The organism is Paenibacillus sp. UASWS1643 (genome assembly GCF_008693195.1).
Taxonomy (GTDB): Bacteria; Bacillota; Bacilli; order Paenibacillales; family Paenibacillaceae; genus Paenibacillus; species Paenibacillus amylolyticus_B.
Genome location: NZ_VXKZ01000110.1, coordinates 27,854 through 53,610, shown reverse-complemented (window position 1 = coordinate 53,610; position 25,757 = coordinate 27,854). Strand labels below are relative to the sequence as shown.

The following is a 25,757-nucleotide window of genomic DNA, read 5'->3' as shown; positions in this document are numbered from 1 at the left end:
ATAATATGGTTCGCTACAGCACCACTTTTCAGATAAAATGTAGGGATGTGCGTATAAAGGGGGAATGTCGGTTGTTTAGCACTTTTTTCATTAATATCTGTGTCATGATTACGTTTATGTATGTGTCTGGGATCATCGCAAAGTTCTATAGTATCCGATTGCCTTTTCCCTCGTTACGTGTTCAGTTGATCGGCGGCTTATTGTTCGGTATATATGGCACAGTACTCATGAACTATTCTTTCCCTCTGAACGAAACTACGATTGTAGACCTACGTCATCTGGCCATCGTTACCGCAGCGGTATATATGGGAGGATTGGCTTCGGTCGTTACGGGACTCATGATCTCGGTCCTTCGTATTCTGATGTTCGGCTTATCATCCTCTGCCATAGATGCAGGATTTGTCATGACTCTGATCGGACTGTCCGGTGTATACTTCGCCTATGCTCCCTGGTCCAGACTGACCAAAATAATTACAATGAATCTGCTTGGCATGACATTAATCTTTATCATCCTTATGTTGAATACAGACAGCATAAATTCATTAATGAAGATATATCCGTTACAAATGACCATTTCCTTTGCCGGTGGATTATTTATCTATTTCATCGCAGAATTCATTAATAAATCCAATGAAATGTTATTTCTATTGGAAAAAAGAGCATCTACCGATCATCTTACCAACCTTAGCAATCGACGACAGTTCGAAAAGTCACTTCAACTGGAACTCCAGCGTTCCCGGGATTACCAACAGAAGCTTTCCTTGCTTGCCATTGATATTGACCGATTCAAAAAGGTAAACGACACCTATGGTCATTCCGCTGGCGATGCGGTCCTGAAGCAACTTGGACAACTGCTCGTTGAGCATGCACGTGCTGCTGATATCGTGTCACGAAACGGTGGGGAAGAATTCGCCATTCTCTTGCTCGACTGTGGACACCGTCAGGCCGTGGCTACCGCCGAATCTATCCGACAGGCTGTAGAGAAATACCATTTTGCTCTGCCCGACGGGCACACGACACGTCTAACTATCTCCATTGGAGTAGCCGTGTATCCCGATCATTGTGATGATCATGACGATGACGACTTCTTCGAACAGGCCGACCGTGCTTTATATGAAGCGAAGAATACAGGGCGTAATCGTGTGTGTACCTTAACTATTCGTTCCTTGCCTCTTACACTTTAAAGTAAGATCTAACCTTTCAACGTTCTCCAAAAAAGGGATGTCTCTTTCGCCTATTCAGGCGCACAGGACATCCCTTGCTTTATGGATTATTATATTTCATCTCAATTTGTGTGCTGACAGGAGATCAAGCAAGGATGCTCTCAATCTCCTCGATAATGGCAGCATCCAGCTTCACGCCAGATGCAGCCGCGTTTTCTTTTACTTGCTCGGGACGACTCGCCCCTACAAGTGCACTGGATACATTGTTCTGGCGCAGAATCCAGGCAAGGGCCAGTTGGCCAACCTTCAGATCCAGCTTGTCCGCCACTTCAATCAGCTGACGAACTTTCCCGATACGATCCGCATTGATCTTTCCTTCGTCCCATCCTAGCTTGGCAGCACGGCTATTCTCTGGGATATCGGAAACGGACGTATATTTCCCGGTTAATAGACCTTGAGCAAGCGGGGAGTATACGACTTGTCCGATGCCTTTACGCTCGCCGAGCGGGATAATTTCATTTTCGATATAACGGTCAAACATGTTGTACACCGGCTGATTGACCACGATACGATCCAGGAGCAGACGGTCTGCTGTACCCAACGCAGCTTCCATCTGAGCCGCAGTCCACTGGCTGACGCCTACATATAACACTTTGCCTTGTCGTACCAGATCATCGAGCGCGCGGAGTGTTTCTTCAATTGGTGTTTCGGTATGATAACGATGGCAGTAATAGATATCCACATATTCAACGCCCAGGCGCTTCAAGCTGGCTTCACATTGCTCCTTGATATGTTTGCGAGACAACCCCTGGTCATTCGGACCATCACCCATTTTGCCAAATACTTTGGTTGCGAGTACATAAGAGTCACGGGAGTACGCTTTGAGCGTCTGCCCAAGCAGTTCTTCTGCTGCACCCCGTTCGTATACATTGGCTGTATCAAAAAAGTTGATGCCTTCATCAAATGCAGTTTCAATTGATTTCACCGCATTCTCACGTTCCACATACCCTCCGTACGTCAGCCAGCTTCCCAGGCTGATCTCGCTAACTTTCAGTCCGCTTCCACCTAATCTGCGATAATCCATTGATTGCATATCCTCCTCTGTTGGTTATAAAGATGAAGTTCACTTTCTATTGTAACGTAACCAGCTCGGAATAAAAGGGCTTTGGCTCAGAAAATGGAAAATGAAAAAAAGCGCACCTATAAGGTGCGCCGAATAAAGATTTGTCTTCTGATCATGATTTAAGTCAAAGTAATACTCAATGCATTCAACAGATCAGCCTGTCTGACCGGTTTCGTCAGAACAGCATCAAAGGTTTCCGCTTCGTGCGGGTCAATGTGCATACCATATGGAACCAGAACAATGACGGGCAGATTCTCCAGCCGCTGTTTCATTTCATGTACGAAATCAACTGCGCCGCCCTCTTGAAGTCCCATATCCACAACGGCTACATCCGGCTTGAAGCCCTCCTTGATCCACTCATGTGCTACACTCGAACCCGAGGTCATATGCACATCCATCTCCCATCTGCGCATCAGGGAAGAAACGCCTTGCAATATATCCGGGTCCTTGGCGAGCAGCACCTTTTTCCCTTTTAACCGCTGCTGAATACTTGAAAGTTGAGGTAACTCCCAGTATCTGCGTAAGGGAAGGGCAATATGGAATTCCGTCTCATTCTCTCCCACACTACTCACCTGAATACGGCCATGCATGAGAATGGCAAGATTTTGGCTTACCGCCAAACCCAGATTGCTTCCGATCAGTTTTTGGATATCCATATTTTCATCTTGGCCGTTCAAAGTACGCAAATTCTTATCGGATACCATCTGACCCGTGTACTTCACCTTGAGTGCAAGTGTACCCATATCCTCCGTCTCTTCGCCGTTCACCACGGCCGTGATCAGAACTGAGCCTTCACGTGTTGAATCCAGAGCATATTGAATGACATGTGCGAGCAGCTGTCCGATCTTGATCTCATCACCAACAAATACTTGCGACACATTCAAATCAAGATTCAATCCCAGATCAATATTCTTGCCCGATGCCATTCCGGCATAGAGATAAACGGTATTTTCAATGGTGCCAACCAGATCAAATGGATCATCATGGATAACCGTTTTGCCTGCCTCATTAATATTGAAGTTCATCATATTATTCAGGAGCGAGAGTAGTATGTTGCCACTCGTCTCGATCATATTTACATACTCCGATTGCTCTTCAGGCATGTCCGGTGTACGCATCAGATCTGTCAGTCCCAAAATACCGTTCAAGGGATTGCGAATCTCGTGACTCATCAACTTCAACATCTGTGTTTTGGTCATGGCCTCAGATTCGGCACGTTCTTTCTCTGCCTGGAGCTGCTCTTTCATTTGTTCCGAGTCACTCAATTTTCGTTCCTGCACATGCAGGGTGCTCTCCAGATCCACAACATATCCCAGAAAGACAGCCATCGCGTTCAGCGTCTTCATATCCGTTTCACTGATCACATAACCAGCATTGTCCATTAGACATATCGTTCCAAATGCTTCGCCAGATCTTCGTATGATAGGTACACCCACGAAGAAACGACTCCCAAGCCCACTCGTGACGTCCATGGAGCTTGTCATTGGGTTTTCACATGTATTCTGAATGGTAAGAACGCTACCTTTGTCTCTTAACACCAGACTGCAATATGATTCGTTAAATGAAAGCTCACTGCCTTTAACAATCAACTCTTCCGTACGATTAAAGGCCTCCAAAATGACATTGGTCACCCCGTCATTCGTGGCAACAAAGATGGTATTGACCTTCAATATACCGCTTAATACGTCTACGATATGGGCCGCAGCTTCCTTTATATCTTCATAGAAGCCTCTCGTAATGCCTTCTGCCGTCCCCATGATCCACCCCTTTTGTCTTAGCTGCACTTTCTAATCTGTATATCAGAATGTTTAATCACGTACAAGGGTTCATCAAGAATCCGAATAGCTGTCACAATCTATACTTATATGATTAACACCGTAGAAGTAAAAGAGAATCATTCTGCCTGCCGATAGCCCGTTGTCGGACAAAAGCAGGTCTTGAACTGATAGTTTAAAAACGGAAAATGTATTGCAAATTGCCTTTTCAGATTGATTAAAGTCCATCTTGTCCGACTTCGTATAATTATCCTTGCAGGATAACTAGCAATTATACGCTTCTACTCAGACTTTGGGAACCTTTATCCGCAGCAATTAAAGGAAAGTCCACTTTGCCCTCTACGTTGTGTGACCATTATCACACCCAAAAAACCACATATAGTTTATAAATGGATAATACGAATCTACATATAGTATTTATCGTGAATTGAATGATACCCAAAATCATTTTAGGAGGAACCTTACATGAACATGCTTGAGTATGCCACTCCACCGGCATCCGATCTATTATCCGACCTGGGAAGACGAATTATTGGCGCAGAAGACGCCGATACGCTGAGGGAAAATGCGAATCTGAACGGTGACTCCTTCAGCGGTAAGATGAGCAGGCTCGGTTCGGAGACAGCCAAGTGGCATGCTCTGCGTCATGTGTTGCCAGAAGAGCTTGCCCAAGCTGTGGAGAATGGGGATCTGTATGTACACGATCTGGATCAGTATGCACTTGGAACGACCAACTGCATCTTTATTCCGTTTGACCGTCTCCTTGCTGCGGGCTTCAATACAGGCAACGGATCGGTTCGCGCACCTCAGACGATCATGTCTGCAATGGCACTGGTTGCGATCATCTTCCAATCCCAGCAGAACAGTCAATATGGCGGTGTATCGGCCAATAAGATTGACTGGGATTTGGCCCCTTACGTACAGCGATCGTTCCGCAAACATTATCGCAAAGGGCAACGCCTTTTTGGTGAGCATACCCTGCTCGAGGATGAACAGCTTCATCTGGACAGCATCGAAGCGAAGAATCAGTGCCCGCGCGCATATGCCTTCGCCTATGAAGAGACTGAACTGGAGACAGGACAAGCTGCTGAATCACTGATTCACAACCTGAATACGATGAGCAGCCGGGCAGGTGGTCAGATTCCATTTACTTCACTGAACTATGGATTATGTACATCAGCAGAAGGTCGGTTGGTATCACGCTCATTGCTGGAAGCAACCATTCGTGGCCTGGGCAACGGGGAGACTCCCGTGTTCCCTCAACATATTTTCCAGTGCAAACAAGGGATCAATCAGGCTCAAGGTGAGCCGAACTATGATTTGTTCCGGCTCGCAGTCACCTGTTCATCCCGGCGGATGTATCCTAACTTTGTCAATGTGGATGCCTCTTTCAATCTGCCTTTCTATCATCCGGAAGATCCGGATACGATCATCGCAACTATGGGATGCCGCACACGTACACTGGCTGACCGGTTTGGTCGCAATCGTCAAAGTGGTAAAGGTAACCTGTCCTTCAACACCATTAACCTCGTCAAGCTCGGCATCCGATTTGGCATCTGCCAAGGTGCCAGAGCTGTCGCTGACCGGGCCGGATTCTATACTGCTTTGGAGTCGGTTATGCATAATGCCGCTTCCGGCCTGCTGCACCGCTACCGAATTCAGACAGCACAGCCTGCCAAGGCATCGGACTTCATGATGCGGGAAGGTGTATGGGAAGGTGGAGAACAGCTTGGTCCGAACGAGCCGGTTGCCGATCTATTAAAGCATGGAACGTTATCTCTTGGTTTTATCGGTCTCGCGGAATGTATGACAGCTCTCTATGGGCGCCATCATGGGCAGGACCCTCATGTACACCGCGAAGCGCTCAACATTATTCGGACCATGAGAGAGTTCTGTGACCGGATGAGCGAGCAGCATAACTTGAATATCACACTGTTTGCCACACCTGCTGAAGGGTTGTCCGGCAAATTCACGAAGATCGACAGAGAGCGATACGGCCTCATTGCTGGGGTTAATGATCGTGAGTATTATACGAACTCATTCCATATCCCGGTATATCACACCCTTCCAGCTTATCGGAAGATTGAACTGGAGGCCCCGTTCCACAATTTATGTAACGCGGGTGCAATCTCCTATGTGGAGCTTGACGGAAACGTTCGGGCCAACACCGCAGCTTTCCTGCGAATTGTGCAGTATGCACTGGCGCAGGATATCGGTTATTTCTCCATTAATCATCCGATTGATCGCTGCCCTGCATGTGGTTATGAAGGCGTCATTGGGGATGTATGCCCAGGCTGTGAAGCCCACGAGAACCATGTACACTTCCAGCGATTACGCCGCGTAACTGGCTATCTGACCGGAGATTACAAAGTACGCTTCAATGCTGCGAAGCAGGCCGAAGTGCGGGATCGGGTGAAACACCGGTGAATCTATATGGTTACATTCCGGAATCGGTGAATGAAGGGACAGGCCTGCGTGCCGTGTTGTTCATCAGCGGATGTCGTCACGCCTGTCCGGGCTGCTTCAGTCCGGATTCATGGAGCTTTCGAGCGGGTGAGCCCTTTACAGAGGAGCGGCAGCAGCAGATTCTGCATGAAGTGACGACCCATCCATTGCTGGATGGCGTTACGTTGTGTGGTGGTGATCCCTTTTTCTCGGCGGCAGAATGTACGTCCTGGGTCCAGCAGCTCCGCGCTGCACGTCCTGATCTGACGGTATGGGCCTACACGGGATTTGAATATGAAGAACTGATTACCGACCCTGCGAGAGCAGAGCTTGCCCGGTTATGCGATGTGATTATTGACGGTCGATACGTTGAAGCGGAGCGTGATGTCTCCCTGCCCTTCCGCGGCAGTCGAAATCAACGTTTGATTGATGTCAGTGCAACACTAGCCACTCGAACCATCGTTACAATACAGCTCAGTATGCTGTAAACATTGGTTTTATTCCCCTCACCAACTAACAAGACACGGGTCCCAGCGGACTCGTGTCTTGTTGGCGTATAGCGGTCTGCTTTAAGAAATAGGTTTTATCCATTCTCTCTATTTTCTTCTCTATTGCATGACGATATATAATATAGGTAGTTATTAAGTTAGCATTTAAAAATTTAACCGTTTACATAAGGTACCAGGGAGGAATCATCTTTTATATGGATATTGTTCAAGCATTAATTACATGTATGCCTTTCTTTCGAGATACGATTCGTCAGGATGTAACCCTCTCCGTTATTGATCATGAGAAATTCCTATATTTCTCAGCAGGGGAATCGTTAAAGCAACTGAATTATCAACCCGGCGACCCTCTATTGGATGGAAATCGAAATTTTGCCGATCTCAACGGCGGTACAGTCAAACGATTCGATCACTACCCTAAAGATTTATTCGGAGTTCCTTTTGACGTGGCCTTTATCCCCATTAAAAATGAACAAGGTGAAGTCATCGCCCTGTTTAACCTGCTCTACAGTATGGATGACCAGGACCAGCTGCAACAGCTCATGGATGCTACCGAAAATCTGACTAACCAGCTAATTGACAGTGTACAGCATGTGGCAGCACACTCCGAGGAACTCAGTGCCACAACCGAAGAGATCCGGAACAACTCCAAACAAGCCGTACAGAAATCAGGAAATGTAACTCAAGTCGCCAGCTTCATTCGTGAAATCTCCGAACAAACCAATCTGCTCGGCTTGAATGCAGCCATTGAAGCGGCTCGTGTAGGTGAAGCAGGTGCAGGTTTTGGCGTAGTTGCCAAAGAAATTCGCAAACTGTCTGTCGATACCAAAGAAGCAACGGCCCGTATTGAAGATTCTCTTCTCTCGGTTCGGCAATCCATTCAAGGCATGGAGAATGAACTGGGTGAGATCACTGCAAGCTCCCAAGAGCAGGCTGAACTCGTAAACAATTTTATGAGCACGATTGAGCAGTTGAATGAAACCAACAAACAATTGAAGCAATTTGTACAAAAAATGATTACGTTTGACGGAAAATAAAAATACGTTTAATGGACAATAAAAAATGCGTTTGATAGCAAACAACAAACAAAAGCCCCCGAATGTATTCGGAGGCTTTTTCATGAGCTATTTGACTTAATGAATCTCGAAGTGACTGATACGTACACCTGCCGACAGCACAATGTATACATCCTGCGCGCCTGATGCACCTGTGAGTTCCGCCTTCACGGTAGACCACTGCTGGGCTTCACCTTGCGCCAGTTCCACACGTCCTGCGAGCGTACCGTCTGGTGAACCGAGTCGAACTTCTAACACAGCACCTGCTTGTTCTGCGGAGACTCGCACTTCAATTGCTGCTGCCCCACTACCCAGATCGGCATCCTTGAAAGCAATCCATCCTTGCTCTCCAACTACACGGACAGCACTTCCGCCCTCTTTGCTCTCATCCAGATCAACACCCAGGTAAGCATCATAATTTTCAGCACGAGTAGCCACACCCAAATTACGGGCAGGGATCGTCTCTCCTTCTACCGTCAGGTCTGCAACCAGCTGAACATCAGAGGATGACTTGGCAACCATGATGGAGTAAGTTCCACTTTCCACGACATACCGATCACGAGTTACATCCCAGATTGCCAGTTCCTGAACAGGCAAGGTGAAGCTGACTTTAGCTGTACCTCCCGCTTCGATATGAAGACGACGGAATCCTTTTAACGTTTTGAGTGGACGTTTCACCCGGGATTTGCCTGCACGAACGTACAACTGTACAACCTCGTCACTGGCAATTGAACCGGTATTGGTTACATCTACAGTTACCGTAACGCTGCCCTCTGTACCCACTTGAGTTGGGCTAAGTTCCAAATTGCTGTATTTAAACGTTGCATACGTCAAACCATGTCCAAACGGATACAATACATTACCTTCAAAATATTGATATGTCCGACCGGATTGAATGATATCGTAATCCTTGATGTCGGTCAGTTGATCTGCTGATTGTACCCATGTCATGTTCAAACGGCCTGCTGGCGCATAGTCGCCATAAAGTACGTCTGCTACTGCGTTACCCAGTTCCTGTCCTGCGTGTGAAGTGTACAATACCGCCGGGATGTTCTCCTGAACCCAATTCGATGTGAATGGATAACTGCCCACGATAACGACTACCGTGTTCGGGTTCGCGGCATAGACCGCCTCAACCAGACGTTGCTGGGATTCGGCGAGATCCAGACTTGGACGGTCAATCTCTTCTTTCCCGTTTACAAGCGGATTATTACCGACAAAGACAATCGCCGTTTCCGCAGCCTTGGCAGCTGCTACCGCTTCCTCCAGTCCATTCACAACCACATCCTGCTTGAACGTCTCTGTGGCACCGAAGGTTTTCAGTTCTTCGGACACCGCAAATGCATCGTTTCCACCATTAGGAGCAGTCACCGTTTTGCCATTCCAAGTGGTCAGACCTACACTGCCGTCCTCTTGTGGCAACAGGTGAAATACTTCCTTCACGAACCAGCCGTACACTTCATCAGCGGAAGCCGTTACGGTCTCTTCATCTGTGGTCAGATATTTGCCGTTGCTTTCGGCCTGCAAGGTATAACTTCCGAAGCCCCAGTCGGACACCATAAACGTCTCCGCTTCTCCCGAAGCAACAACAGGTGATTTCTCACCATCTGCCAGTCCAATCTTCTGCCCATTGGCTACGGAAGTTAACGTAATGCGATCATTACCATCCTTGAACGATACTTTATCGCTGCCTACTTTGCCACGGATCGCCTCAAGTGGGGATACGTTATACGGCATGGTGCCTGCATACCAGTCACGATAGACCGTTCCGCCCAATTGACCAATCACAGCCACTTTACCAGCTTTTGTTTTGTCCAGCGGGAGCGTGCCTTTGTCGTTTTTGAGTAATACCACTTGTTCTCTTGCGGCTCTGAGCGACAGTTCTTTTGCTTTATCTGTCATCATGGACTCTTCACCAATAGCAGCGTACGGGTTGCCTTCTTCCGGATCGAACTCGCCAAGACGGAAACGCACACGGAACGTATTAAACAACGCTTTGTCGATGTCATCCATCGTGAGTGTACCTTGTTCCAATCCTTCACGCAGTGCCTGTTTGGACAGCTCAGCATCATCGGTGATGCTATCAATTCCTGCCTTCACAGACTCTACCGTACCTGGTGTGTGTGAATCATAGTATTTATGATCGTTCTTGATGCCCATTACGTCTCCTGCATCACTGACAATGAAACCATCCATGCCCCATTCGCCTTTGACAACCTCGTTCACAAATGGATGCAACAACGCTGGCGTACCATTAATGGAGTTGTACGCCGTCATCATGGACTGTGCGCCGCCTTCCTTAAATGGCTTCTCGAACGCCTTCAGATAATATTCACGCATGTTACGTGGATCAATGCTGGACGAACCGCTTCCACGATCTACTTCGTTATTATTGGCGAGGAAATGCTTCAAGGTAGCGACCGCTTTGTAATACTTCGGATGGTCGCCCTGAATTCCTTTGACCAATGCTGTTGTCAGCTCGGCTGTCAGTTCCGGATCTTCACCATACGCCTCTTCATTCCGTCCCCAGCGCGGGTCACGTTCCATATCCACTGTAGGTGCCCACAGCGTAAGACCGTTCACTGCCGGATTTCGTTTATAAAATACACGCGCCTCGTCTCCGAGCACGGAGCCAATCTCCTTCATCAGATCCGCATCCCATGTGCATGCTAGCCCCACCGGTTGTGGGAAGGATGTTGCTTCTCCAAGCCAGGCCAAACCATGGGCCGCTTCTGTTCCGTGTTTGTATGCAGGCACACCCAGGCGGTCTACTGCTGGCTGATATTGCAGCATGGATTCAATTTTTTCATCTTCCGTCAAGCGGGATACAAGATCCTTCACCCGGGTGTCTAACGCTAGTGCTGTATCTTGAAACGGATATTTCGTTTGGTTGGTCGTCATATAGAATCTCCTTTGGTTATAGGTAGTTAGGACGTTTCTCAAAACTCGCTAAATTCAAAATGATAGCGAATACATACCTCAAGAAAAAGCGAGGATTAATTCGGATGGATTTGTTCTTCCAATGGATGGATTAATCCTTTTGTAATCAACGTTTACAGGTGTATAACTCTATCTTCTTTTCAAAACCTAAAACGATTTCGGTAATCTAATCATATAGTATGTTTAGCAAAAAAAACAGAGGTGCTCCGCAGGAAATTGTGAACAGCTCTCTGCAAAATCTAAACAGCACCGTTTTTTCCTGGCATAGTCTGGCAATCATGGATAAGAGTACAACGATGTGCACTGAACGATAAGCGAATCAACCGAATGAAGATAAACAAGGAGGAAGAAAAATGAGCGACAATCAGCAGTCCAAGACGGGTCTGCCCCCCGTCCCCGAATCATTGTGGCGTGCTACGCATGAATTCAATGCCTATCCAAAACTGACCGAAGATATCACCGCCGATGTAGCGATTATCGGTGCCGGTATTGCAGGGATTACCACCGCTTATCTGCTGGCACAGACGGGTATGCGTGTAGTCGTACTGGAGGCTGGAAAAGTACTGGATGGCACGACCGGTCATACCACGGCCAAGGTATCTGCACAGCACGGTGTCATATTTAATGAGATCATGCATCACTTCGGACAAGAACAGGCCCGGATGTATTACGAAGGCAATGCCCAAGCCGCCAAATGGATGCGCAATCTGGTGAAGGAAAAACAGATTGATTGCCAGTGGGCAGAGGAAGATGCCTACGTCTACATTCAATCAGAGGAAAACATCAAAAAACTGGAGATCGAACTGACCGCCTATGGCAAACTCAATATTCCTGGCGAATGGGTAGACCCACTCCCTATTCCTGTTCCCGCCAGGGCAGGTATTCGCATGCCGGGTCAGGCACGCTTTGATCCGTTGGCCTACCTGCACTACTTGCTCGATTCCGCTGTGAAACATGGGGTACGTATCTATGAGCACACCACCGTAACCGATGTGGAGGAGGATGCTTCCCTGCATGTACGAACTTATGGCGATGGCCCATCCGTAACAGCGGAACATGTTGTCGTGGCTTCTCATTTCCCTGTCTATGATCCTGGATTCTATTTCACGCGGTTGCATGCGGAACGATCCTACGCCGTATTAGTCGAACCGGAGAAACCCTATGCGGGCGGTATGTACATCTCAGACGATAAACCGTCCCGTTCCTTGCGTACTGTCTTACATGACGGAAAAGAACATATCCTCTTTGGCGGTGAAAATCACAAAACCGGACAAGGCATCTGCACCTTCGGTCATTATGAACGCCTGGAGCAGTTCGCAGCAGAGACATTTGGCATTCGCAACATTCCATATCGCTGGTCAGCCCAGGATCTGATCTCCATTGACAAGGTGCCTTACATTGGACCGATTACCGGAAGACATGAACGTGTCTATGTGGCGACCGGGTTTGCCAAATGGGGTATGACAACGGGTACCATGGCTGGTCACATCCTCGCAGATCGCATCACCGGACGTGATAATCCGCATGCTGAAGTATTTGATCCAGCAAGATTCAAAGCAGATCCTGGCATGAAGAACTTTATTGTGGAGAACGCCAATGTAGCCAAGGAATTAATCTCTGGTAAAGTAGGCATTGTGCACAAAAATGTTAGTGATATTGGTGAAGACGAAGGAGCTGTCGTTCGACATAACGGCAAACGGGCTGGCGCCTACAAGGACACCAGTGGCAAGCTGTTTCTGGTGGATACCACCTGCACCCATCTGGGGTGCGAAGTCGAATGGAACGAGGGCGAGCGTTCATGGGATTGCCCATGCCATGGTTCCCGCTTCAATTATGCAGGTCATGTCATTGAGGGCCCTGCTGTGGAAGACCTCAAAGTTCTGGATGCACAAGAATAACCGACATTTAGCGATTAACCTGTAAACCAAAGAAACAAAAGTTCATCTCACAGACCGGATCGGAATCCGCCTCCAGACGGAAGTAACCGATCCGGTTTTTGCGTATGCTGAATTATAGCTAAACAGACCACTTCAGCTAAGCATCAGTATTAAACGAACTCATTATCGATCAATCGTGATACGGAACTATTTTAAAGTCACTACCTTGCATTAAACAGTACTGGATGCTATGATGACTTCACCACTACTGAACAATATATACTAGCTATAAATGAAGCTACGAAGGAGGAACCTGTGTGAATGTGAACATCCAGTTCAAAAAAGGAGTATTGGAGCTGTGCGTCCTGGTATTAATTAACCGCCAGGATCGGTATGGCTACGAACTGGCTCAGGCGGTCTCCAAACATATCGAAGTTGCTGAAGGTGCACTGTATCCCTTGCTTCGCCGGCTTGTGAATGACGGTTACTGCACCACCTACCTGCAAGAATCAACTGAAGGCCCGCCGCGCAAGTATTACCGACTGTCCGATACAGGTCGCGACTACATGACGGCACTGACGACAGAATGGAATGAATTTGTGCGCAATGTCGCAAATCTGATTGAGGAAGGAACCCCTAATGAATAGACAACAATTTATGAAAGCCATGGAAATTCATCTACGGCCGATGGACCCACTCGAACGGGCTGAGTTGCTCGCCGACTATGATCAACATTTCGAGCTTGGACTACGAGAAGGCAGGCTGGAAGAAGAGATCGCTCGGGAACTCGGTCAGCCGGAAGAAATCGCCAAGGAAGCACTCGGTGATCGTTATGACATTCATACGCCGGGTTCAGATGCGTTCTATGCACCGACGTATCGCGAAATGCGGTCACCCAGAAACAACACCAGAGCCACTCGCAAATTTTTCACTGCCATCGGCCTGTTATTCCTGAATCTGATTCTTGGCATTCCTCTTGGTCTCATGATGTGGTCGGTATGGCTTGTTATTGCCAGCCTTTCCTTGCTGGTATTGGCTCCTGTGGCAGCAGTGGTGGATTTCGTATTCCTGAGCCAACTCGATAAAGCAGAGATCTTCGTTGCGATTGGCGCATTCGGTGTCGGCATTTTGTTTGCCATCGCATCGAAGTACGTTTTTAAAGCCTTCAAGAACATTACTCTTCAATACATTAGATGGAATAAAAACAAAATGAAAGGAGATGTTTCCGCATGAACACTAAAAAATGGCTTGCGCTTGCCGTGATATGTATCGGAATAGGTTTACTTGGGACATCCATCTATGGCGTTCAGTTCGGGGATGAACGGGAGCATTATTCTAAACGATGGGATTTCAAAGCAGATGAATTGCAGAACATTATCATGAATGCTAATTTCAGTGCAGATATTGAATTTGTTGTAAGCCCGGATTCGAATGGTTATATCGAAGTGGATGGCAAATGGGACCCTGCTGTAGTCAAAAGCTTCGAACAGGCTACCTTATCCAACGGCACATTCCAACTGGCGCAGACAGAACGTGAACGATTCCAATTTTTCACCTTATACTGGAATGATCAAGACTCCACAATAACCGTTGCCTTGCCTGAAGGACTCCAGTTAAATGAGGTTAAGCTGGACTCCTCTTCAAGTGACTGGGATCTGACAGGTCTAAATGCCAAACAGCTTGAGCTGAGTAATACCTCAGGTTCCATACGTCTGGAAAACATCAAGGCGCCCAATATTGAATTGGTTCTAACTTCTGGCGACATTAATGCTTCCATGATTGATGGAGACATAACCGTGAAACAGACATCCGGAAGCTTCACGGCAGATCAGATTGCCGGTCATGTAAACAGTAAGATTAAATCAGGAGATATTGAGATCACTGAATTAAATGGTGCTGCCGATGTTCAATTCACTTCGGGTAGCATTCATATTGAACAGTCCCATTCCGCCCCGATTAATGCATCGGGAACATCAGGAGACATTTTCATTCAAGCTGCACCTGATTTCGACGGAATTTACGACGCCAAAGCTACTTCCGGAAGTGTCGATGTACCTGAATCCCCAATGGTGAGCCGAGAAGTGATCAAAGCCCGTACCTCTTCCGGGAGCATTGAGATTACCAAATAGTGATGAAGCAAATTTCCGAACTGTGGGTAATATAGTATAATCAGATGCCAGTCCAATTCTAAGGAGGAATTACCCACATGGAACTTAAAAATAAAACAGCGATCATCACAGGTGCCGGTAAAGGCATCGGTCGTGCGATCGCTGAAGCACTTGCCAAAGAAGGAGTGCACATCGGCCTTATCGCTCGCACCGCTTCCGATCTTCAGGCTCTGCAGCAGTCTCTTAGTCAAGAATACGGTGTGAAAGTAACCAGTGCTGTAGCAGATATCTCGGATCGTACACAGGCGGAAGCCGCTGTAGCAGCCATTGAGATGGAACTCGGTGCAGTGGATATTCTTATCAATAATGCAGGTATCGCAAGCTTCGGCACACTGCTGGATATGGATCCAGAAGAGTGGGAACGCATTCTGCATGTTAACGTTATGGGTACATATTACGTCACACGCGCTGTCCTTCCAAGCATGATCAAGGAAAGTAGCGGCAGCATTATCAATATTGCTTCCACTGCAGGTGAGCGCGGATTCGCTACAGGTTCGGCATACTGTGCATCCAAGTTTGCGCTACTCGGCATGACTGAATCTCTGATGCAGGAAGTGCGCAAGTCCAACATTCGTGTGACCGCACTGACTCCAAGCACCGTTAATACGGAGCTTGCGACCAATGCCGGACTGAAAATTGGCGACGAAGATCGCATGATGCAAGCGGAAGATGTAGCTGAACTTGCACTCGCAACACTCAAGCTGTCTGACCGTGTCTTTGTCAAAGCAGCAGGTATCTGGACGACTAATCCACAATAGACATTGTGCTTCTGATCTTTTCAGTTCGTTAGAAATATAAAAGGACGTTTCCCATTGTACATGTATGCAGGTTCGCATGTTCATGACTTGGGAGCCGTCCTTTTTATTTTATAAATGATCCAAACCCAATTCTTTGGACACCGCAATGAGCACCACCGCAGGCTCCTCACCGATATTGGTCACTTCATGGGGCACTATTGCATTCCAGGTAAACGAATCACCCACTTCAAGAACTTCCACATCTTCGCATTGCTCCGCACGAATCTTCCCCTGCAACACCAGATGGCTTTCCTCCCCGGCATGTTTGCTAACCCCGGTTGAAGCACCTGGTGGTAACTCCACAATGGACATACGCATCGCACCTTTGGCTGTAAGCTGCTGCACTTTGATCTGTCCGCTTCCCGCCGTTGTTTCCTTGCGCTCGTTCTTACGTACCACATTCATCCGTTGCTCCGGTGTCAGCAGCAAATAGGGAAGTGGCACTTCCAGATAATCCGCAATACTTTCAAGCGTAGCAATGGAAGGTGACGTTTTGTTATTTTCTACGTTGCTGATAAAACCTTTGGACAACCCCGTGCCCTCGCACATCTGCATGATCGTAATCTGTTTCTGTTTGCGGATCGTACGAATAGCCAAGCCAATATCCATATTGCGTCCCTCCCCTTCTATTGATCTATATAAGACACCAGACGTAAGCTTCGCTACTTCAGGTTATCTATTCAGCGCTTGCCTCAACAAATATAATCCGATTGCCAAACGGATCTGTCACGGTCATTTCTCTTGATTGCCAAGGGGTCTCCTCGATACCGGGTCTCGCATTTTTGTACTCTTTCTGACGAAGTGCACCATGAAATGTATCCAAGGTATCTGTTTCCACGCGCAAGGCAGCTCCAGGTGTACAATCTCCATGATGTTCGGACAGATGAATCACGATGGAATCGAGCGAAACCTGCATATATAAGGGCATATCCGGTTCGAATCGATGTTCCCAATCCAATTGAAAACCCAGGTATTCAAGGTAGAACTCTCTAGCTTTATTTTCATCAAATATTCTCAAAATAGGCACGATACGCTTTAACATCCTGATCACGTCCTTGGGAATAAAATATGAACCATGCGCAGTGGCTTATCTATTAACTGTTTTTAACTTTTTTTATAAACAACATATATTCATCATACAAAAAAAGTATTGACCCTACAATGAAACCATGATAAATTTTGTTCATAAATAAGAATATTTATTTCATATTAGTGAACTTTATCATCAAAGCGATATATTAACTCATTCCTCATCAGGTGGTGTTTTCAATGAATTCTCCTTATATACATGAAGTCCGATTACCGTCTCATTACAATCCAGATCAACGTTATCCTGTGATTTTCGCCTTACATGGCATGGGATCAGATGAGCAAGATATGCTTCGTTTAATGGAGCCTATGCAGTCTGATTTTATTATTGTTGCCATCCGTGGGCCTATCGTTCAGGGTAGTGGTTATGCTTATTTTCAGATCAAAAGCATTGGCAACCCCATCCGTGAATTGTATGATGCCTCCGTGTTGGGACTGCAACAGTTGATTGTTGAGCTGTCCGCCCAATATGCTATTGATCCCACGCGGCGTTATATCGCCGGATTCAGCCAGGGCGCCATTATGGCAATGACCCTATCGCTGATCATGGGAGATGCCATTAAAGGCATAGTAGCGATGAGTGGGTACATCCCGCAATTTGTGAAAGACGAGTACAAGCTGCAACCCGATTCGGAGCTGTCTGTGTTCATCTCACATGGGGATCAGGATCATCTATTCCCGCTGCAACTGGGCGAAGATAACGCCAATTTCTTCCGTCAACATACGAGTCACGTCACATATGTACCTTACAACGGTGGGCATCAGGTGACCCCCGATCTATATCAGCAATTCCAACAATGGCTTCGGACGAATGCAAATCTGACTACCGAAGACCCGAAAGGACTGAATTCATAATGATGCCATCCCTGTTTATTGCTCACGGTGCCCCATCGCTGGCTCTGGAGGAGAATGTGTACACTGAATTTTTGCAAAAGCTCGGGCAGGAACTGCCAAAACCCAAAGCAATCGTATTGTTCTCTGCTCACTGGGAATCCACTACTCAGCTTGTATCCTCGGTAGCTAATTACGAAACCATCTATGATTTTGGCGGTTTCCAGCCCGAGCTGTACCAGATCAAGTATCCGGCTCAAGGACAGGCAGAAACCACTGCTGAAGTAGAGCGTTTATTGCAAGAAGCCGGGATTCCGGTACAGACCGATGACGTTCGTGGCCTGGATCACGGCGCTTGGGTCGTTCTGCGCATGCTCTACCCGGATGCGGATATTCCCGTGGTTGCTCTGTCTGTGAATCGCTATCTGACAGGTGAGCAGCAATATCAGGTCGGACAGGCACTCGCTTCCTTGCGTGAGCAAGACATTCTCGTGATTGGCAGCGGCGGAACCGTTCATAACCTGCGTCGATTGAACTGGGAAAGTAACGGCGTTGACCCGTGGGCATCGGAGTTCGACAACTGGCTGCATGACAAGCTGGTGAGTTGGGATACGGAGTCTCTCTTCTCCTATGATAAACTGGCACCTTCAGCTCAAGCGGCCGTGCCTACCCCGGAGCATTTTGTACCGCTGTTACTCGCCATGGGTGCGGGAGATCAGAACAAGCGCGCATCGCTCCTGTTCAAAGCCTATCAGTATGGTAACCTGAGCTTGTCCTGCTGGAAGTTTGATTAAAGAGGACGATATGAAAGGTTAGTTTCACTTATATAGTAGATAAATAATAAGCTAGGGATACAGGGATTGCCCCTGTATCCCTAGCTTTATTTGTTGTTAGGAGCGACTTTCATGAAGGTTGTAGATGTTGATTGGGATGGAGCCGGGTATGCTGATTATGCAACAACCGCCTTTGAATAATGAGACCATTGTAGTATGTAAGCAAGGACTCCGGTTTCTTGTGTGCTTTTTCGGATTATAACTATAATATGAGGTGAAATTAGAATCAGTTTGCGCGCATATCACTCACCATATTATCTGAATAGTTCATAGGGAGGGAATTGGATGCCAGAACAGCGTATATATGAATTGATGGATGAACTTGATGCTTTACTTGAAGAGAAGGTACAAGATGAGGAAAACCGGGAGCTTCTGGAGGCATATCACCAGTTTGAAGGGGTGACGGATGAGCAGCTTGATGCATTCGAGCGGGAACATGGCATTCGTTTACCTGCTGATTTTCGTGCGTTTTATAAACGTAAAGATGGGAGCGGTTATGGCTTTCACGTCTTGTATCCAAGCCTTGAGGACGGACGGGAGACTGAGCCATTTTATCTGTTGTCCCTGGAAAGGATTCAAAAGGAGCAATCCACGCTGGTGGAGAATCGCATGGATGATTATTTTACCGAAGAAGAGATCGGAGAACTTGATCCCCGAATCAAACCGTACCTTTTTCAGAAAAAATGGGTTACGTTTGGCATGCTCGGAGGTGGATCACTGTATCTGATGTTCGACTTTGATCCGACAGAAGAAGGTTCGTACGGGCAGATTATTATGTACATACATGATCCGGATTTTGTATATTACGTGGCTGGGACATTTACGGAACTGTTGGAACAGTCCAATCGGAATCTACGTGCCTTGGAGGCCATTGAATACTAAGGAAGTGTAAATTACTCCAGCTGTAATCTCTTACTTCCTATGGATCACATGAATCTATGATGATATGACCTTTTTTGCATAATGCTGGGATATGTCAAAGCGGTTATAATAACATTTAGTGGAAATGCACATGCTGTATAGATAAACTGCCTTTTCTACACCTAATACATTGATCTGGGAGGAACATACGAAGTGGCTGAACAACCGAAGTCTGAGAGCTTTATGTCTCTTGTCAAAAAAGGAAACACATCCTCCGCCGTAGCGATGGCTGGTAATGCCGTTCTTGCTGTGTGCAAAGGGGGAGCCTTCCTATTCAGTGGCAGTGGTGCCATGTTCGCTTCGGCGATGCATTCACTCGCTGATGCCATTAACCAAGGGTTTGTATTTGTCGGAAGTGTGTTGTCCGAGAAAAAACCTACACGCCGCTTCCCGACCGGATTCGGACGGGTCATTAACATTTTCTGCATGATCGCCGTGATTGTCGTGACGATTATGGCGTATGAAACGATCCATGAAGGCATCCATCTGTTGCAGCATCCTGTTGGTCATACCGGCGGTCTCTGGATTAATATCGGAGTGCTTGTTCTGAACATTGTCATTGACGGGGCCATTCTGATCAAAGCGATGAAGGAAATTCTCAAAGAAGCACGCGCACCCAAAGCCGCCGGATTTGCCTTGGTCCCTGCTGCCATCAAAAATGTAGGCCGTGCTGCGCCACCAACCCGTCTCGTATTCTACGAAGATGTTGTAGCAGTACTCGGTGCGACACTCGCCTTGATCTCCGTTGTAGTCATTGCATTGACCAATTTTGCTTTGCTTGATGGTATTGTGACGACGATTATTGGATGTCTGATGATCGCTGTAGCCTTCCGGGTTGGTTATGATAATATGATCGGATTGATCGGTGTTGCGGCTCCCCAGGATATTGAGGACAAAGTGTCCCAAACCATTCTGGCAGACACACACGTTGCCGATATTCAGATGATGCGTATCATTCAGGAAGGGCGTTATTATCATGTGGAAGGTCTGATTGAACTGACCAAAGGACTCAGCCTCGCCGATGCAGATGACATCAAGTTCCGTATTCAGGAGAAACTGATGACAAACCCCGACATCGCCGACGCTGCCATCTCCATTATTGAGGATGACGGTGTGAACAGCTGGGGCAAGAAACATTCGGATGTGGTGAAATAACAAGTTTCGTTCTGTATAAAAAAAATGACAGAACCCACTCTTCAACAGAGTGGGTTTTTAGCATGTTCAACTATACCCTCATCTAGGGAGTATAGTTTCTCAAATTTACGTACCTAGACTTTGGTCTAGGTCCACTTTAACTCCAAAGACGGAGGATAGACTTTTCCATTTCATGCTATGCTGTGAATAACGAAAGTAATTGCTCTACATACAACCGTTCGGAAAATTGATTTTGTATTGAGAAGGAGAGATATTATGGCTAAACGTACGATCCTTGCGCCTGTTCTCATTTTGCTGGGCGTGTACCTGATTCTCAACCAGGGAGGTTCACTCGGTCCGGGTATGATCTTTGCGACTTTCTGGCCCACGTTATTCGTGATTCCACTAGGACTGTTCTTCCACTGGCTCTACTTCTCCATGATTGGCAGAGGGGTTGGGCTTCTGGTTCCTGGTGGGTTGCTACTCACGGTTGGTATCGTCTGTCAGATCGCCATGCTGTTTAACAACTGGGGTACGATGTGGCCGGGCTTCATTCTGGCTGTAGCTGTTGGTTTGTTCGAATTGTATTGGTTCGGTGGTCGGAACAAATGGTTGCTGATCCCCATCAACATTCTAACGGTGATATCGTTGCTATTCTTCGCTGTGATGTCGATTGGCACGATGCTGAGCAGCTTGAGCTTTATCCAACCGTTCGTGGCGATTGTGCTGATTATGGGTGGGGCATGGATCATGGTGGGTCGCAAAAAGCGTATGTAACCCTTTATTCGTTTCCACTTGATCACTGCGGTGACAGAACAACTTCGGATCGCTGTTATCCCCGGATTTTTTTGAATCCCATCTGAAATGGGAAATCCGGTGATAAAGGCGAACGCTTCGCTTCCTTCGTTTGTTCTGTCCCCTCCGTTAACGTGTGCACGAAAAAAACATAACCTACGCTATTGCTCTGAAGCAGGTAATAAAAAAGGGTTGCAGCTCGTCATTCAATTGAAATGACGAGCTGCAACCCTTTTTGTCTTTTTTGCAAATCTAACGAACTGTGCACACGTTATTGACGGTTATTTGCTATGCATTTTAAACTCCAGGAACAGGTCATTGTAATGCGAGAGCATTTTTTTACCCAGATTATCGTAGACCTCCAGCTTGCCTGTCAGTGCCTCGTCTGGATAGAAGCGCTCATCCTCGGAGATGTCCTCTGGCAGTAACTTCAGTGCCTCAGCGTTCGGAGTGGAATATCCGACATACTCCGCATTACGAGCGGCATGGTCGGGGTCCAGCATGAAGTTGATAAACTGGTGTGCTCCTTCAATATTACTCGCCGTCTTCGGAATAACCATGTTATCAAACCAAAGGTTCGAGCCTTCTTCCGGCACCATATAATCCAGCTTGTCGTTCTCATCCATAATCTCGGATGCATCCCCGGACCATACAAGTCCAACTGCTGCTTCCTCATTGGCGAGTAACATTTTGATCTCGTCTCCGACAATTGCTCTGACGTTTGGTGTCAATGTAGACAGCTTCTTCAGCGCTTCTTGCAAATGGTCTTCGTTGGTATCATTCAGAGAATACCCAAGACTGTTTAATCCCATCCCAATGACTTCGCGTGCACCGTCAAGGAGCAGGATTTGGTTTTTCAGACGCGGGTCCCACAGGTCGTTCCAGCTATCGAACGTTAATCCGTCCACCAGCTCAGGATTGTACACAACCCCCACCGTGCCCCAGAAATACGGGATGGAATACTTGTTGCCTTCGTCAAAGGACAAGTCCAAGAACCGCGGATCGATGTTACTCAGGTTAGTCAATTTGCTGTGATCAATTGGAACGAGCAGGTCTTCCTCTTTCATTTTGCTAATCGCATATTCGGAAGGAATCGCCACATCGAACGTAGTACCGCCCTGCTCAATCTTGGTCAGCATCGCTTCATTGGAATCAAACGTCTGATAGATAACCTTAATGCCTGTCTCGTCCTCAAACTCCTTGAGCAGATCCGGGTCGATATAATCGCCCCAGTTATAGATAGTCAGTGTGTTGCCGCCAGAATACCCCTGACTCTTATTCAGATACGAAGCCAGAATCATCAGGGCAAACGCGGCCACAAAAACAAGCGCAAATGTCCGTACCAGTTGCTTCATGGTCGCAGCCCCTTTCCTCCTGGAGGTATCCGTGTTGCACGACGGTTAATGAAGTAATATCCGACTACCAGCAGCACCGTGAGCAGGAATAACAGGGTAGACAAAGCGTTGATGGACAACGAAACGCCCTGCCTTGCTCTGGAGTATATCTCTACCGAGAGTGTCGAGTATCCATTACCCGTGACAAAGAATGTTACTGCAAAATCATCGAGCGAGTACGTTAACGCCATGAAGAATCCGGCAAAAATACCCGGTTTCACGTATGGCAGCACCACACGCGTCAGAATCTGCCATGAACCAGCGCCCAGATCACGCGCCGCATCCATCAGTGTTGGACTCATCTCCTGCAGCTTCGGCAGTACCATGATCACAACGATCGGTACACTGAATGCGATATGAGACAGCAGGACCGAAGTGAAGCCCAATTTGATGCCAATCATGGTAAACAGGATCAGGAACGATGCACCAATGATGACATCGGGACTCACGATGAGCACGTTATTGAGTGACAGCAGCGTGTTCTTGGTCCGTTTGCGACGCACATGGTAGATCGCCAGTGCTCCTGCTACACCGAGGATCGTTGAGATCGCTGATGACAGGAGCGCAATGATAAATGTATTCAGCACAATGATGAGCAGCCGAGTATCAGCGAACACCTCTCTGTACCATTCAAGCGTGAATCCCTCGAAGCTGCGCATATGGCCGCCACTGTTGAAGGAATAGAAGATCAGATACGCAATCGGTGCGTAAAGGATGGCGAATACAACGGCCAGATAGACGTTAGACAGCTTTCCGTTTCTTCCCATTACGCACCTCCTTCTTGCCTGATCCAGTCAGGAACATAATAATCGCCATCGCAATAATCAAAAAGACGGCAATCGTAGAACCCATCCCCCAGTCCTGGGTGACGAGAAAATGCTGTTCAATCGCTGTTCCCAGCGTAATTACACGGTTCCCCGCAATAAGGCGGGTAATCATGAACAGAGACAGCGCAGGAATAAATACAGCCTGACAGCCTGATTTCACACCGCTAATCGTCAGCGGAAAGATAACCCGGCGGAATGTCAGCCAAGATGAGGCTCCCAGATCCCGCGCCGCGTAGATCAACGACGGATTCATCTCTTCCAGCGCATTGAAGATCGGCAGAATCATGAATGGAATGAAGATGTACACCGAGACAAAGATAAAACTGAAGTCGGTGAACAAAATCTGCTGTGTGCCAATACCCACCACTTCAAGCAGGGAGTTGGTCAGACCGTACGTTCCGAACAAGCCGATAAAGGCGTACGCTTTTAACAAGAGATTGATCCAGCTTGGCAGAATGATCAGCAGCAACCACAGCTGCTTGTGCTTCGTACGGGTCAGCATATATGCCGTTGGATACGAGATCAGCAGTGAGAACGCCGTAATCAGAAATGCATACCAGAACGAACTGAGCGTCATCTGCAAATACACCGGTGTGAAGAACCGGGCGTAGTTGCCAAACGTAAAGTTACCCTCCACATCGAAGAATGAATAATAGATGACCAGCAGAACCGGCGCCACAACAAACAACACCATCCATAGTACATATGGAATCAGATACGCATTGCGTGTGCTGGCCTTAGTCTGCATGAGCGGCCTCTTGGTAGGCTTCGAGTCGTTTGTCGAACTCTTCTTCGGTCTCGTTAAAGCGCATGACGTGTACAGCTTCCGGGTCAAAATACAGTCCAATTCGTGCGCCTACAACGGCTTTCTTCGTGGAATGAACAAGCCACTCATTGCCCGCATCGTCGTACGTGGATATCTCGTAATGCACCCCGCGAAACAACTGGGAGTCCACATTGACTTTGAGCTTGCCTTGTTCTTCGGTTGTAATCTCCAGATCCTCTGGGCGGATAACAATCTCTACCGGCTCGTCCGGCTGGAGACCCTGATCGACACACTCATGCTGTGCGCCAGCAAATTCCACCACAAAGTCCTGCTTCATTCTGCCCGATACAATATTTGATTCTCCGATAAAGTCCGCCACAAAGCGGTTAATCGGCTCATCATAGATATCATTCGGTGTACCGCTCTGTTGAATCACGCCGCCATTCAGGACAAAGATCTCATCCGACATTGCCAAGGCCTCTTCCTGATCATGTGTAACAAAAATAAACGTAATGCCCAGTCGCTGTTGCAGCTCCCGCAGCTCGTACTGCATCTCAGTCCGTAGCTTCAAATCGAGTGCGGATAAAGGCTCGTCCAGCAGCAGAATTTCAGGTTCGTTCACAATTGCGCGTGCAATCGCAACACGCTGCCGCTGTCCGCCGGACATTTCGCCAATCTCGCGGTTCTCATAACCGGACAGATTGACGAACTTGAGGGCTTCCAACACTTTGCTGCGAATTTCAGCCGTTTTCATCTTTTTGATCCGTAAACCAAAAGCCACGTTCTCAAATACATTCAAATGTGGGAATAACGCGTAATCCTGAAATACAGTATTCACCTGCCGCTGATGGGCAGGCACCCGGTTGATGAGTGCACCATTAAAATAAATACTGCCCTGAGTCGGCTCCGCAAAACCGGCAATCAGCCGCAATATCGTTGTTTTTCCGCAGCCCGATGGGCCAAGAAGCGTATAAAATTTACCCCGCTCAATCTCAAAGCTGACTGCCTTCAATACGGCTTCATCCTGATCGTATTGCTGAGTCACCATTTCGAAGCGGATAATCGGTTGTTGTTCTGACATGCTTCACATCGCCCCCTTATACTTGAGGTACCTCTTAATTCTGTACACTTTCGTTCATGCATCCTTATAGATAACCCATCTATTATATATGATTCAGGTATATCCGCAATGGTTTTGATGTAAACGCCGCGTGTCATTTTCTTCTTATTTTCAAAAATCCTGCATACATTACGGGTATATGTCGATATCTACGCATTCCTTTGGGAAGTGAAGCACGTTTGGGATTCCATTTTATGT

General features: G+C 47.3%; 23 protein-coding genes. 14 read left to right on the top strand and 9 right to left on the bottom strand.

The features are described 5' to 3' along the window. Nucleotides 1–71: 71 nt before the first annotated feature. A complete protein-coding gene (locus FE296_RS17285) occupies nucleotides 72–1,184 on the top strand; it encodes a GGDEF domain-containing protein (protein ID WP_150365789.1) in 1,113 nt (370 codons plus the stop codon). A gap of 124 nt (nucleotides 1,185–1,308) precedes the next feature. Here FE296_RS17285 and FE296_RS17280 read toward each other — a convergent pair whose 3' ends face one another. Together FE296_RS17280 and FE296_RS17275 are read right to left on the bottom strand one after the other, a co-directional pair. After that, nucleotides 1,309–2,247 (bottom strand): aldo/keto reductase family protein, encoded by a 939-nt coding sequence (locus FE296_RS17280; protein WP_124116619.1) that lies wholly within the window; start codon nucleotides 2,245–2,247, stop codon nucleotides 1,309–1,311. A gap of 158 nt (nucleotides 2,248–2,405) precedes the next feature. After that, a complete protein-coding gene (locus FE296_RS17275) occupies nucleotides 2,406–4,043 on the bottom strand; it encodes an ATP-binding response regulator (RefSeq protein WP_150365788.1) in 1,638 nt (545 codons plus the stop codon). Between the two features lie 483 nt (nucleotides 4,044–4,526). On the opposite strand from FE296_RS17275, the gene FE296_RS17270 reads away from it, so the two are divergent. From FE296_RS17270 to FE296_RS17260, 3 genes are all read left to right on the top strand, one after another. After that, nucleotides 4,527–6,488, top strand: a complete 1,962-nt coding sequence (locus FE296_RS17270; RefSeq protein WP_124116621.1) for an anaerobic ribonucleoside triphosphate reductase — start codon at nucleotides 4,527–4,529, stop codon at nucleotides 6,486–6,488. Further along, entirely contained in the window at nucleotides 6,485–6,994 is a 510-nt protein-coding gene (gene nrdG, locus FE296_RS17265; protein WP_124116622.1) for an anaerobic ribonucleoside-triphosphate reductase activating protein, read from the top strand. Before FE296_RS17270 ends, nrdG begins: the two co-directional genes overlap by 4 nt. Nucleotides 6,995–7,209: 215 nt before the next feature. After that, complete coding sequence (locus tag FE296_RS17260) at nucleotides 7,210–8,049, top strand: methyl-accepting chemotaxis protein (protein ID WP_074092610.1); 840 nt, start codon at nucleotides 7,210–7,212, stop codon at nucleotides 8,047–8,049. Nucleotides 8,050–8,145: 96 nt separating this feature from the next. Here FE296_RS17260 and FE296_RS17255 read toward each other — a convergent pair whose 3' ends face one another. After that, the gene (locus FE296_RS17255) at nucleotides 8,146–10,968 is read right to left on the bottom strand and encodes a glycoside hydrolase family 3 C-terminal domain-containing protein (protein ID WP_150365787.1); all 2,823 of its coding nucleotides are present in this window, start codon (nucleotides 10,966–10,968) and stop codon (nucleotides 8,146–8,148) included. Nucleotides 10,969–11,360: 392 nt separating this feature from the next. Here FE296_RS17255 and FE296_RS17250 point away from each other — a divergent pair, with 392 nt between their 5' ends. The 5 genes from FE296_RS17250 (at nucleotide 11,361) to FE296_RS17230 (ending at nucleotide 15,810) form a co-directional block, all read left to right on the top strand. Beyond that, nucleotides 11,361–12,905, top strand: a complete 1,545-nt coding sequence (locus FE296_RS17250) for an FAD-dependent oxidoreductase (protein ID WP_150365786.1) — start codon at nucleotides 11,361–11,363, stop codon at nucleotides 12,903–12,905. 296 nt (nucleotides 12,906–13,201) lie between these two features. Next, a complete protein-coding gene (locus FE296_RS17245; RefSeq protein WP_091036026.1) occupies nucleotides 13,202–13,531 on the top strand; it encodes a PadR family transcriptional regulator in 330 nt (109 codons plus the stop codon). Next, entirely contained in the window at nucleotides 13,524–14,117 is a 594-nt protein-coding gene (locus FE296_RS17240) for a DUF1700 domain-containing protein (protein ID WP_150365785.1), read from the top strand. The genes FE296_RS17245 and FE296_RS17240 overlap by 8 nt, the downstream gene beginning before the upstream one ends. Then, a complete protein-coding gene (locus tag FE296_RS17235) occupies nucleotides 14,114–15,013 on the top strand; it encodes a DUF4097 family beta strand repeat-containing protein (protein WP_150365784.1) in 900 nt (299 codons plus the stop codon). The genes FE296_RS17240 and FE296_RS17235 overlap by 4 nt, the downstream gene beginning before the upstream one ends. A 77-nt stretch (nucleotides 15,014–15,090) precedes the next feature. Further along, complete coding sequence (locus FE296_RS17230; RefSeq protein WP_076332439.1) at nucleotides 15,091–15,810, top strand: 3-ketoacyl-ACP reductase; 720 nt, start codon at nucleotides 15,091–15,093, stop codon at nucleotides 15,808–15,810. A gap of 108 nt (nucleotides 15,811–15,918) precedes the next feature. Here the strand turns inward: FE296_RS17230 and FE296_RS17225 are convergent, their stop codons facing one another. Both FE296_RS17225 and FE296_RS17220 read right to left on the bottom strand, forming a co-directional pair. Further along, on the bottom strand, nucleotides 15,919–16,458 hold the full coding sequence (locus FE296_RS17225; protein ID WP_017691808.1) for a helix-turn-helix domain-containing protein: 540 nt from the start codon (nucleotides 16,456–16,458) through the stop codon (nucleotides 15,919–15,921). 67 nt (nucleotides 16,459–16,525) lie between these two features. Then, the gene (locus tag FE296_RS17220; protein ID WP_124116627.1) at nucleotides 16,526–16,891 is read right to left on the bottom strand and encodes a glyoxalase superfamily protein; all 366 of its coding nucleotides are present in this window, start codon (nucleotides 16,889–16,891) and stop codon (nucleotides 16,526–16,528) included. Between the two features lie 227 nt (nucleotides 16,892–17,118). Between FE296_RS17220 and FE296_RS17215 the strand changes: the two genes are divergently transcribed. From FE296_RS17215 to FE296_RS17195, 5 genes are all read left to right on the top strand, one after another. Further along, a complete protein-coding gene (locus FE296_RS17215; protein WP_150365783.1) occupies nucleotides 17,119–17,793 on the top strand; it encodes an alpha/beta hydrolase in 675 nt (224 codons plus the stop codon). Further along, on the top strand, nucleotides 17,793–18,563 hold the full coding sequence (locus FE296_RS17210; RefSeq protein ID WP_150365782.1) for a DODA-type extradiol aromatic ring-opening family dioxygenase: 771 nt from the start codon (nucleotides 17,793–17,795) through the stop codon (nucleotides 18,561–18,563). The genes FE296_RS17215 and FE296_RS17210 overlap by 1 nt, the downstream gene beginning before the upstream one ends. Nucleotides 18,564–18,887: 324 nt before the next feature. Then, nucleotides 18,888–19,484, top strand: coding sequence for an SMI1/KNR4 family protein (locus FE296_RS17205; protein WP_150365781.1), 597 nt, complete (start codon nucleotides 18,888–18,890; stop codon nucleotides 19,482–19,484). A 192-nt stretch (nucleotides 19,485–19,676) separates the two neighbouring features. Further along, the gene (locus tag FE296_RS17200; RefSeq protein ID WP_091036009.1) at nucleotides 19,677–20,678 is read left to right on the top strand and encodes a cation diffusion facilitator family transporter; all 1,002 of its coding nucleotides are present in this window, start codon (nucleotides 19,677–19,679) and stop codon (nucleotides 20,676–20,678) included. A gap of 255 nt (nucleotides 20,679–20,933) precedes the next feature. Beyond that, a complete protein-coding gene (locus FE296_RS17195) occupies nucleotides 20,934–21,434 on the top strand; it encodes a hypothetical protein (protein WP_124116631.1) in 501 nt (166 codons plus the stop codon). A gap of 299 nt (nucleotides 21,435–21,733) precedes the next feature. On the opposite strand, the gene FE296_RS17190 is transcribed toward FE296_RS17195, so the two are convergent. From FE296_RS17190 to FE296_RS17175, 4 genes are read right to left on the bottom strand one after another with little or no spacing between them, the layout of a single operon-like run. After that, on the bottom strand, nucleotides 21,734–22,807 hold the full coding sequence (locus FE296_RS17190) for an ABC transporter substrate-binding protein (RefSeq protein ID WP_124116632.1): 1,074 nt from the start codon (nucleotides 22,805–22,807) through the stop codon (nucleotides 21,734–21,736). After that, nucleotides 22,804–23,613: an ABC transporter permease gene (locus FE296_RS17185; protein WP_062836831.1), complete on the bottom strand. Its 810-nt coding sequence runs from the start codon at nucleotides 23,611–23,613 to the stop codon at nucleotides 22,804–22,806. Before FE296_RS17185 ends, FE296_RS17190 begins: the two co-directional genes overlap by 4 nt. Further along, nucleotides 23,588–24,421, bottom strand: coding sequence for an ABC transporter permease (locus FE296_RS17180; protein ID WP_017691799.1), 834 nt, complete (start codon nucleotides 24,419–24,421; stop codon nucleotides 23,588–23,590). The genes FE296_RS17185 and FE296_RS17180 overlap by 26 nt, the downstream gene beginning before the upstream one ends. Then, entirely contained in the window at nucleotides 24,411–25,520 is a 1,110-nt protein-coding gene (locus tag FE296_RS17175; protein ID WP_150365780.1) for an ABC transporter ATP-binding protein, read from the bottom strand. Before FE296_RS17175 ends, FE296_RS17180 begins: the two co-directional genes overlap by 11 nt. Nucleotides 25,521–25,757: the final 237 nt, after the last annotated feature.

What these genes read in the sequence shown, in the direction of transcription:
- FE296_RS17280 (WP_124116619.1), bottom strand. Translation starts at nt 2,247, where the DNA reads ATGGATTATCGCAGATTAGGTGGAAGCGGACTGAAAGTTAGCGAGATC.
- FE296_RS17180 (WP_017691799.1), bottom strand. Translation starts at nt 24,421, where the DNA reads ATGCAGACTAAGGCCAGCACACGCAATGCGTATCTGATTCCATATGTA.
- FE296_RS17255 (WP_150365787.1), bottom strand. Translation starts at nt 10,968, where the DNA reads ATGACGACCAACCAAACGAAATATCCGTTTCAAGATACAGCACTAGCG.
- FE296_RS17230 (WP_076332439.1), top strand. Translation starts at nt 15,091, where the DNA reads ATGGAACTTAAAAATAAAACAGCGATCATCACAGGTGCCGGTAAAGGC.
- FE296_RS17210 (WP_150365782.1), top strand. Translation starts at nt 17,793, where the DNA reads ATGATGCCATCCCTGTTTATTGCTCACGGTGCCCCATCGCTGGCTCTG.
- FE296_RS17240 (WP_150365785.1), top strand. Translation starts at nt 13,524, where the DNA reads ATGAATAGACAACAATTTATGAAAGCCATGGAAATTCATCTACGGCCG.
- FE296_RS17250 (WP_150365786.1), top strand. Translation starts at nt 11,361, where the DNA reads ATGAGCGACAATCAGCAGTCCAAGACGGGTCTGCCCCCCGTCCCCGAA.
- FE296_RS17225 (WP_017691808.1), bottom strand. Translation starts at nt 16,458, where the DNA reads ATGGATATTGGCTTGGCTATTCGTACGATCCGCAAACAGAAACAGATT.
- FE296_RS17175 (WP_150365780.1), bottom strand. Translation starts at nt 25,520, where the DNA reads ATGTCAGAACAACAACCGATTATCCGCTTCGAAATGGTGACTCAGCAA.
- FE296_RS17185 (WP_062836831.1), bottom strand. Translation starts at nt 23,613, where the DNA reads ATGGGAAGAAACGGAAAGCTGTCTAACGTCTATCTGGCCGTTGTATTC.
- FE296_RS17220 (WP_124116627.1), bottom strand. Translation starts at nt 16,891, where the DNA reads ATGTTAAAGCGTATCGTGCCTATTTTGAGAATATTTGATGAAAATAAA.
- FE296_RS17275 (WP_150365788.1), bottom strand. Translation starts at nt 4,043, where the DNA reads ATGGGGACGGCAGAAGGCATTACGAGAGGCTTCTATGAAGATATAAAG.
- FE296_RS17205 (WP_150365781.1), top strand. Translation starts at nt 18,888, where the DNA reads ATGCCAGAACAGCGTATATATGAATTGATGGATGAACTTGATGCTTTA.
- FE296_RS17190 (WP_124116632.1), bottom strand. Translation starts at nt 22,807, where the DNA reads ATGAAGCAACTGGTACGGACATTTGCGCTTGTTTTTGTGGCCGCGTTT.
- FE296_RS17215 (WP_150365783.1), top strand. Translation starts at nt 17,119, where the DNA reads ATGAATTCTCCTTATATACATGAAGTCCGATTACCGTCTCATTACAAT.
- FE296_RS17260 (WP_074092610.1), top strand. Translation starts at nt 7,210, where the DNA reads ATGGATATTGTTCAAGCATTAATTACATGTATGCCTTTCTTTCGAGAT.
- FE296_RS17195 (WP_124116631.1), top strand. Translation starts at nt 20,934, where the DNA reads ATGGCTAAACGTACGATCCTTGCGCCTGTTCTCATTTTGCTGGGCGTG.
- FE296_RS17235 (WP_150365784.1), top strand. Translation starts at nt 14,114, where the DNA reads ATGAACACTAAAAAATGGCTTGCGCTTGCCGTGATATGTATCGGAATA.
- FE296_RS17270 (WP_124116621.1), top strand. Translation starts at nt 4,527, where the DNA reads ATGAACATGCTTGAGTATGCCACTCCACCGGCATCCGATCTATTATCC.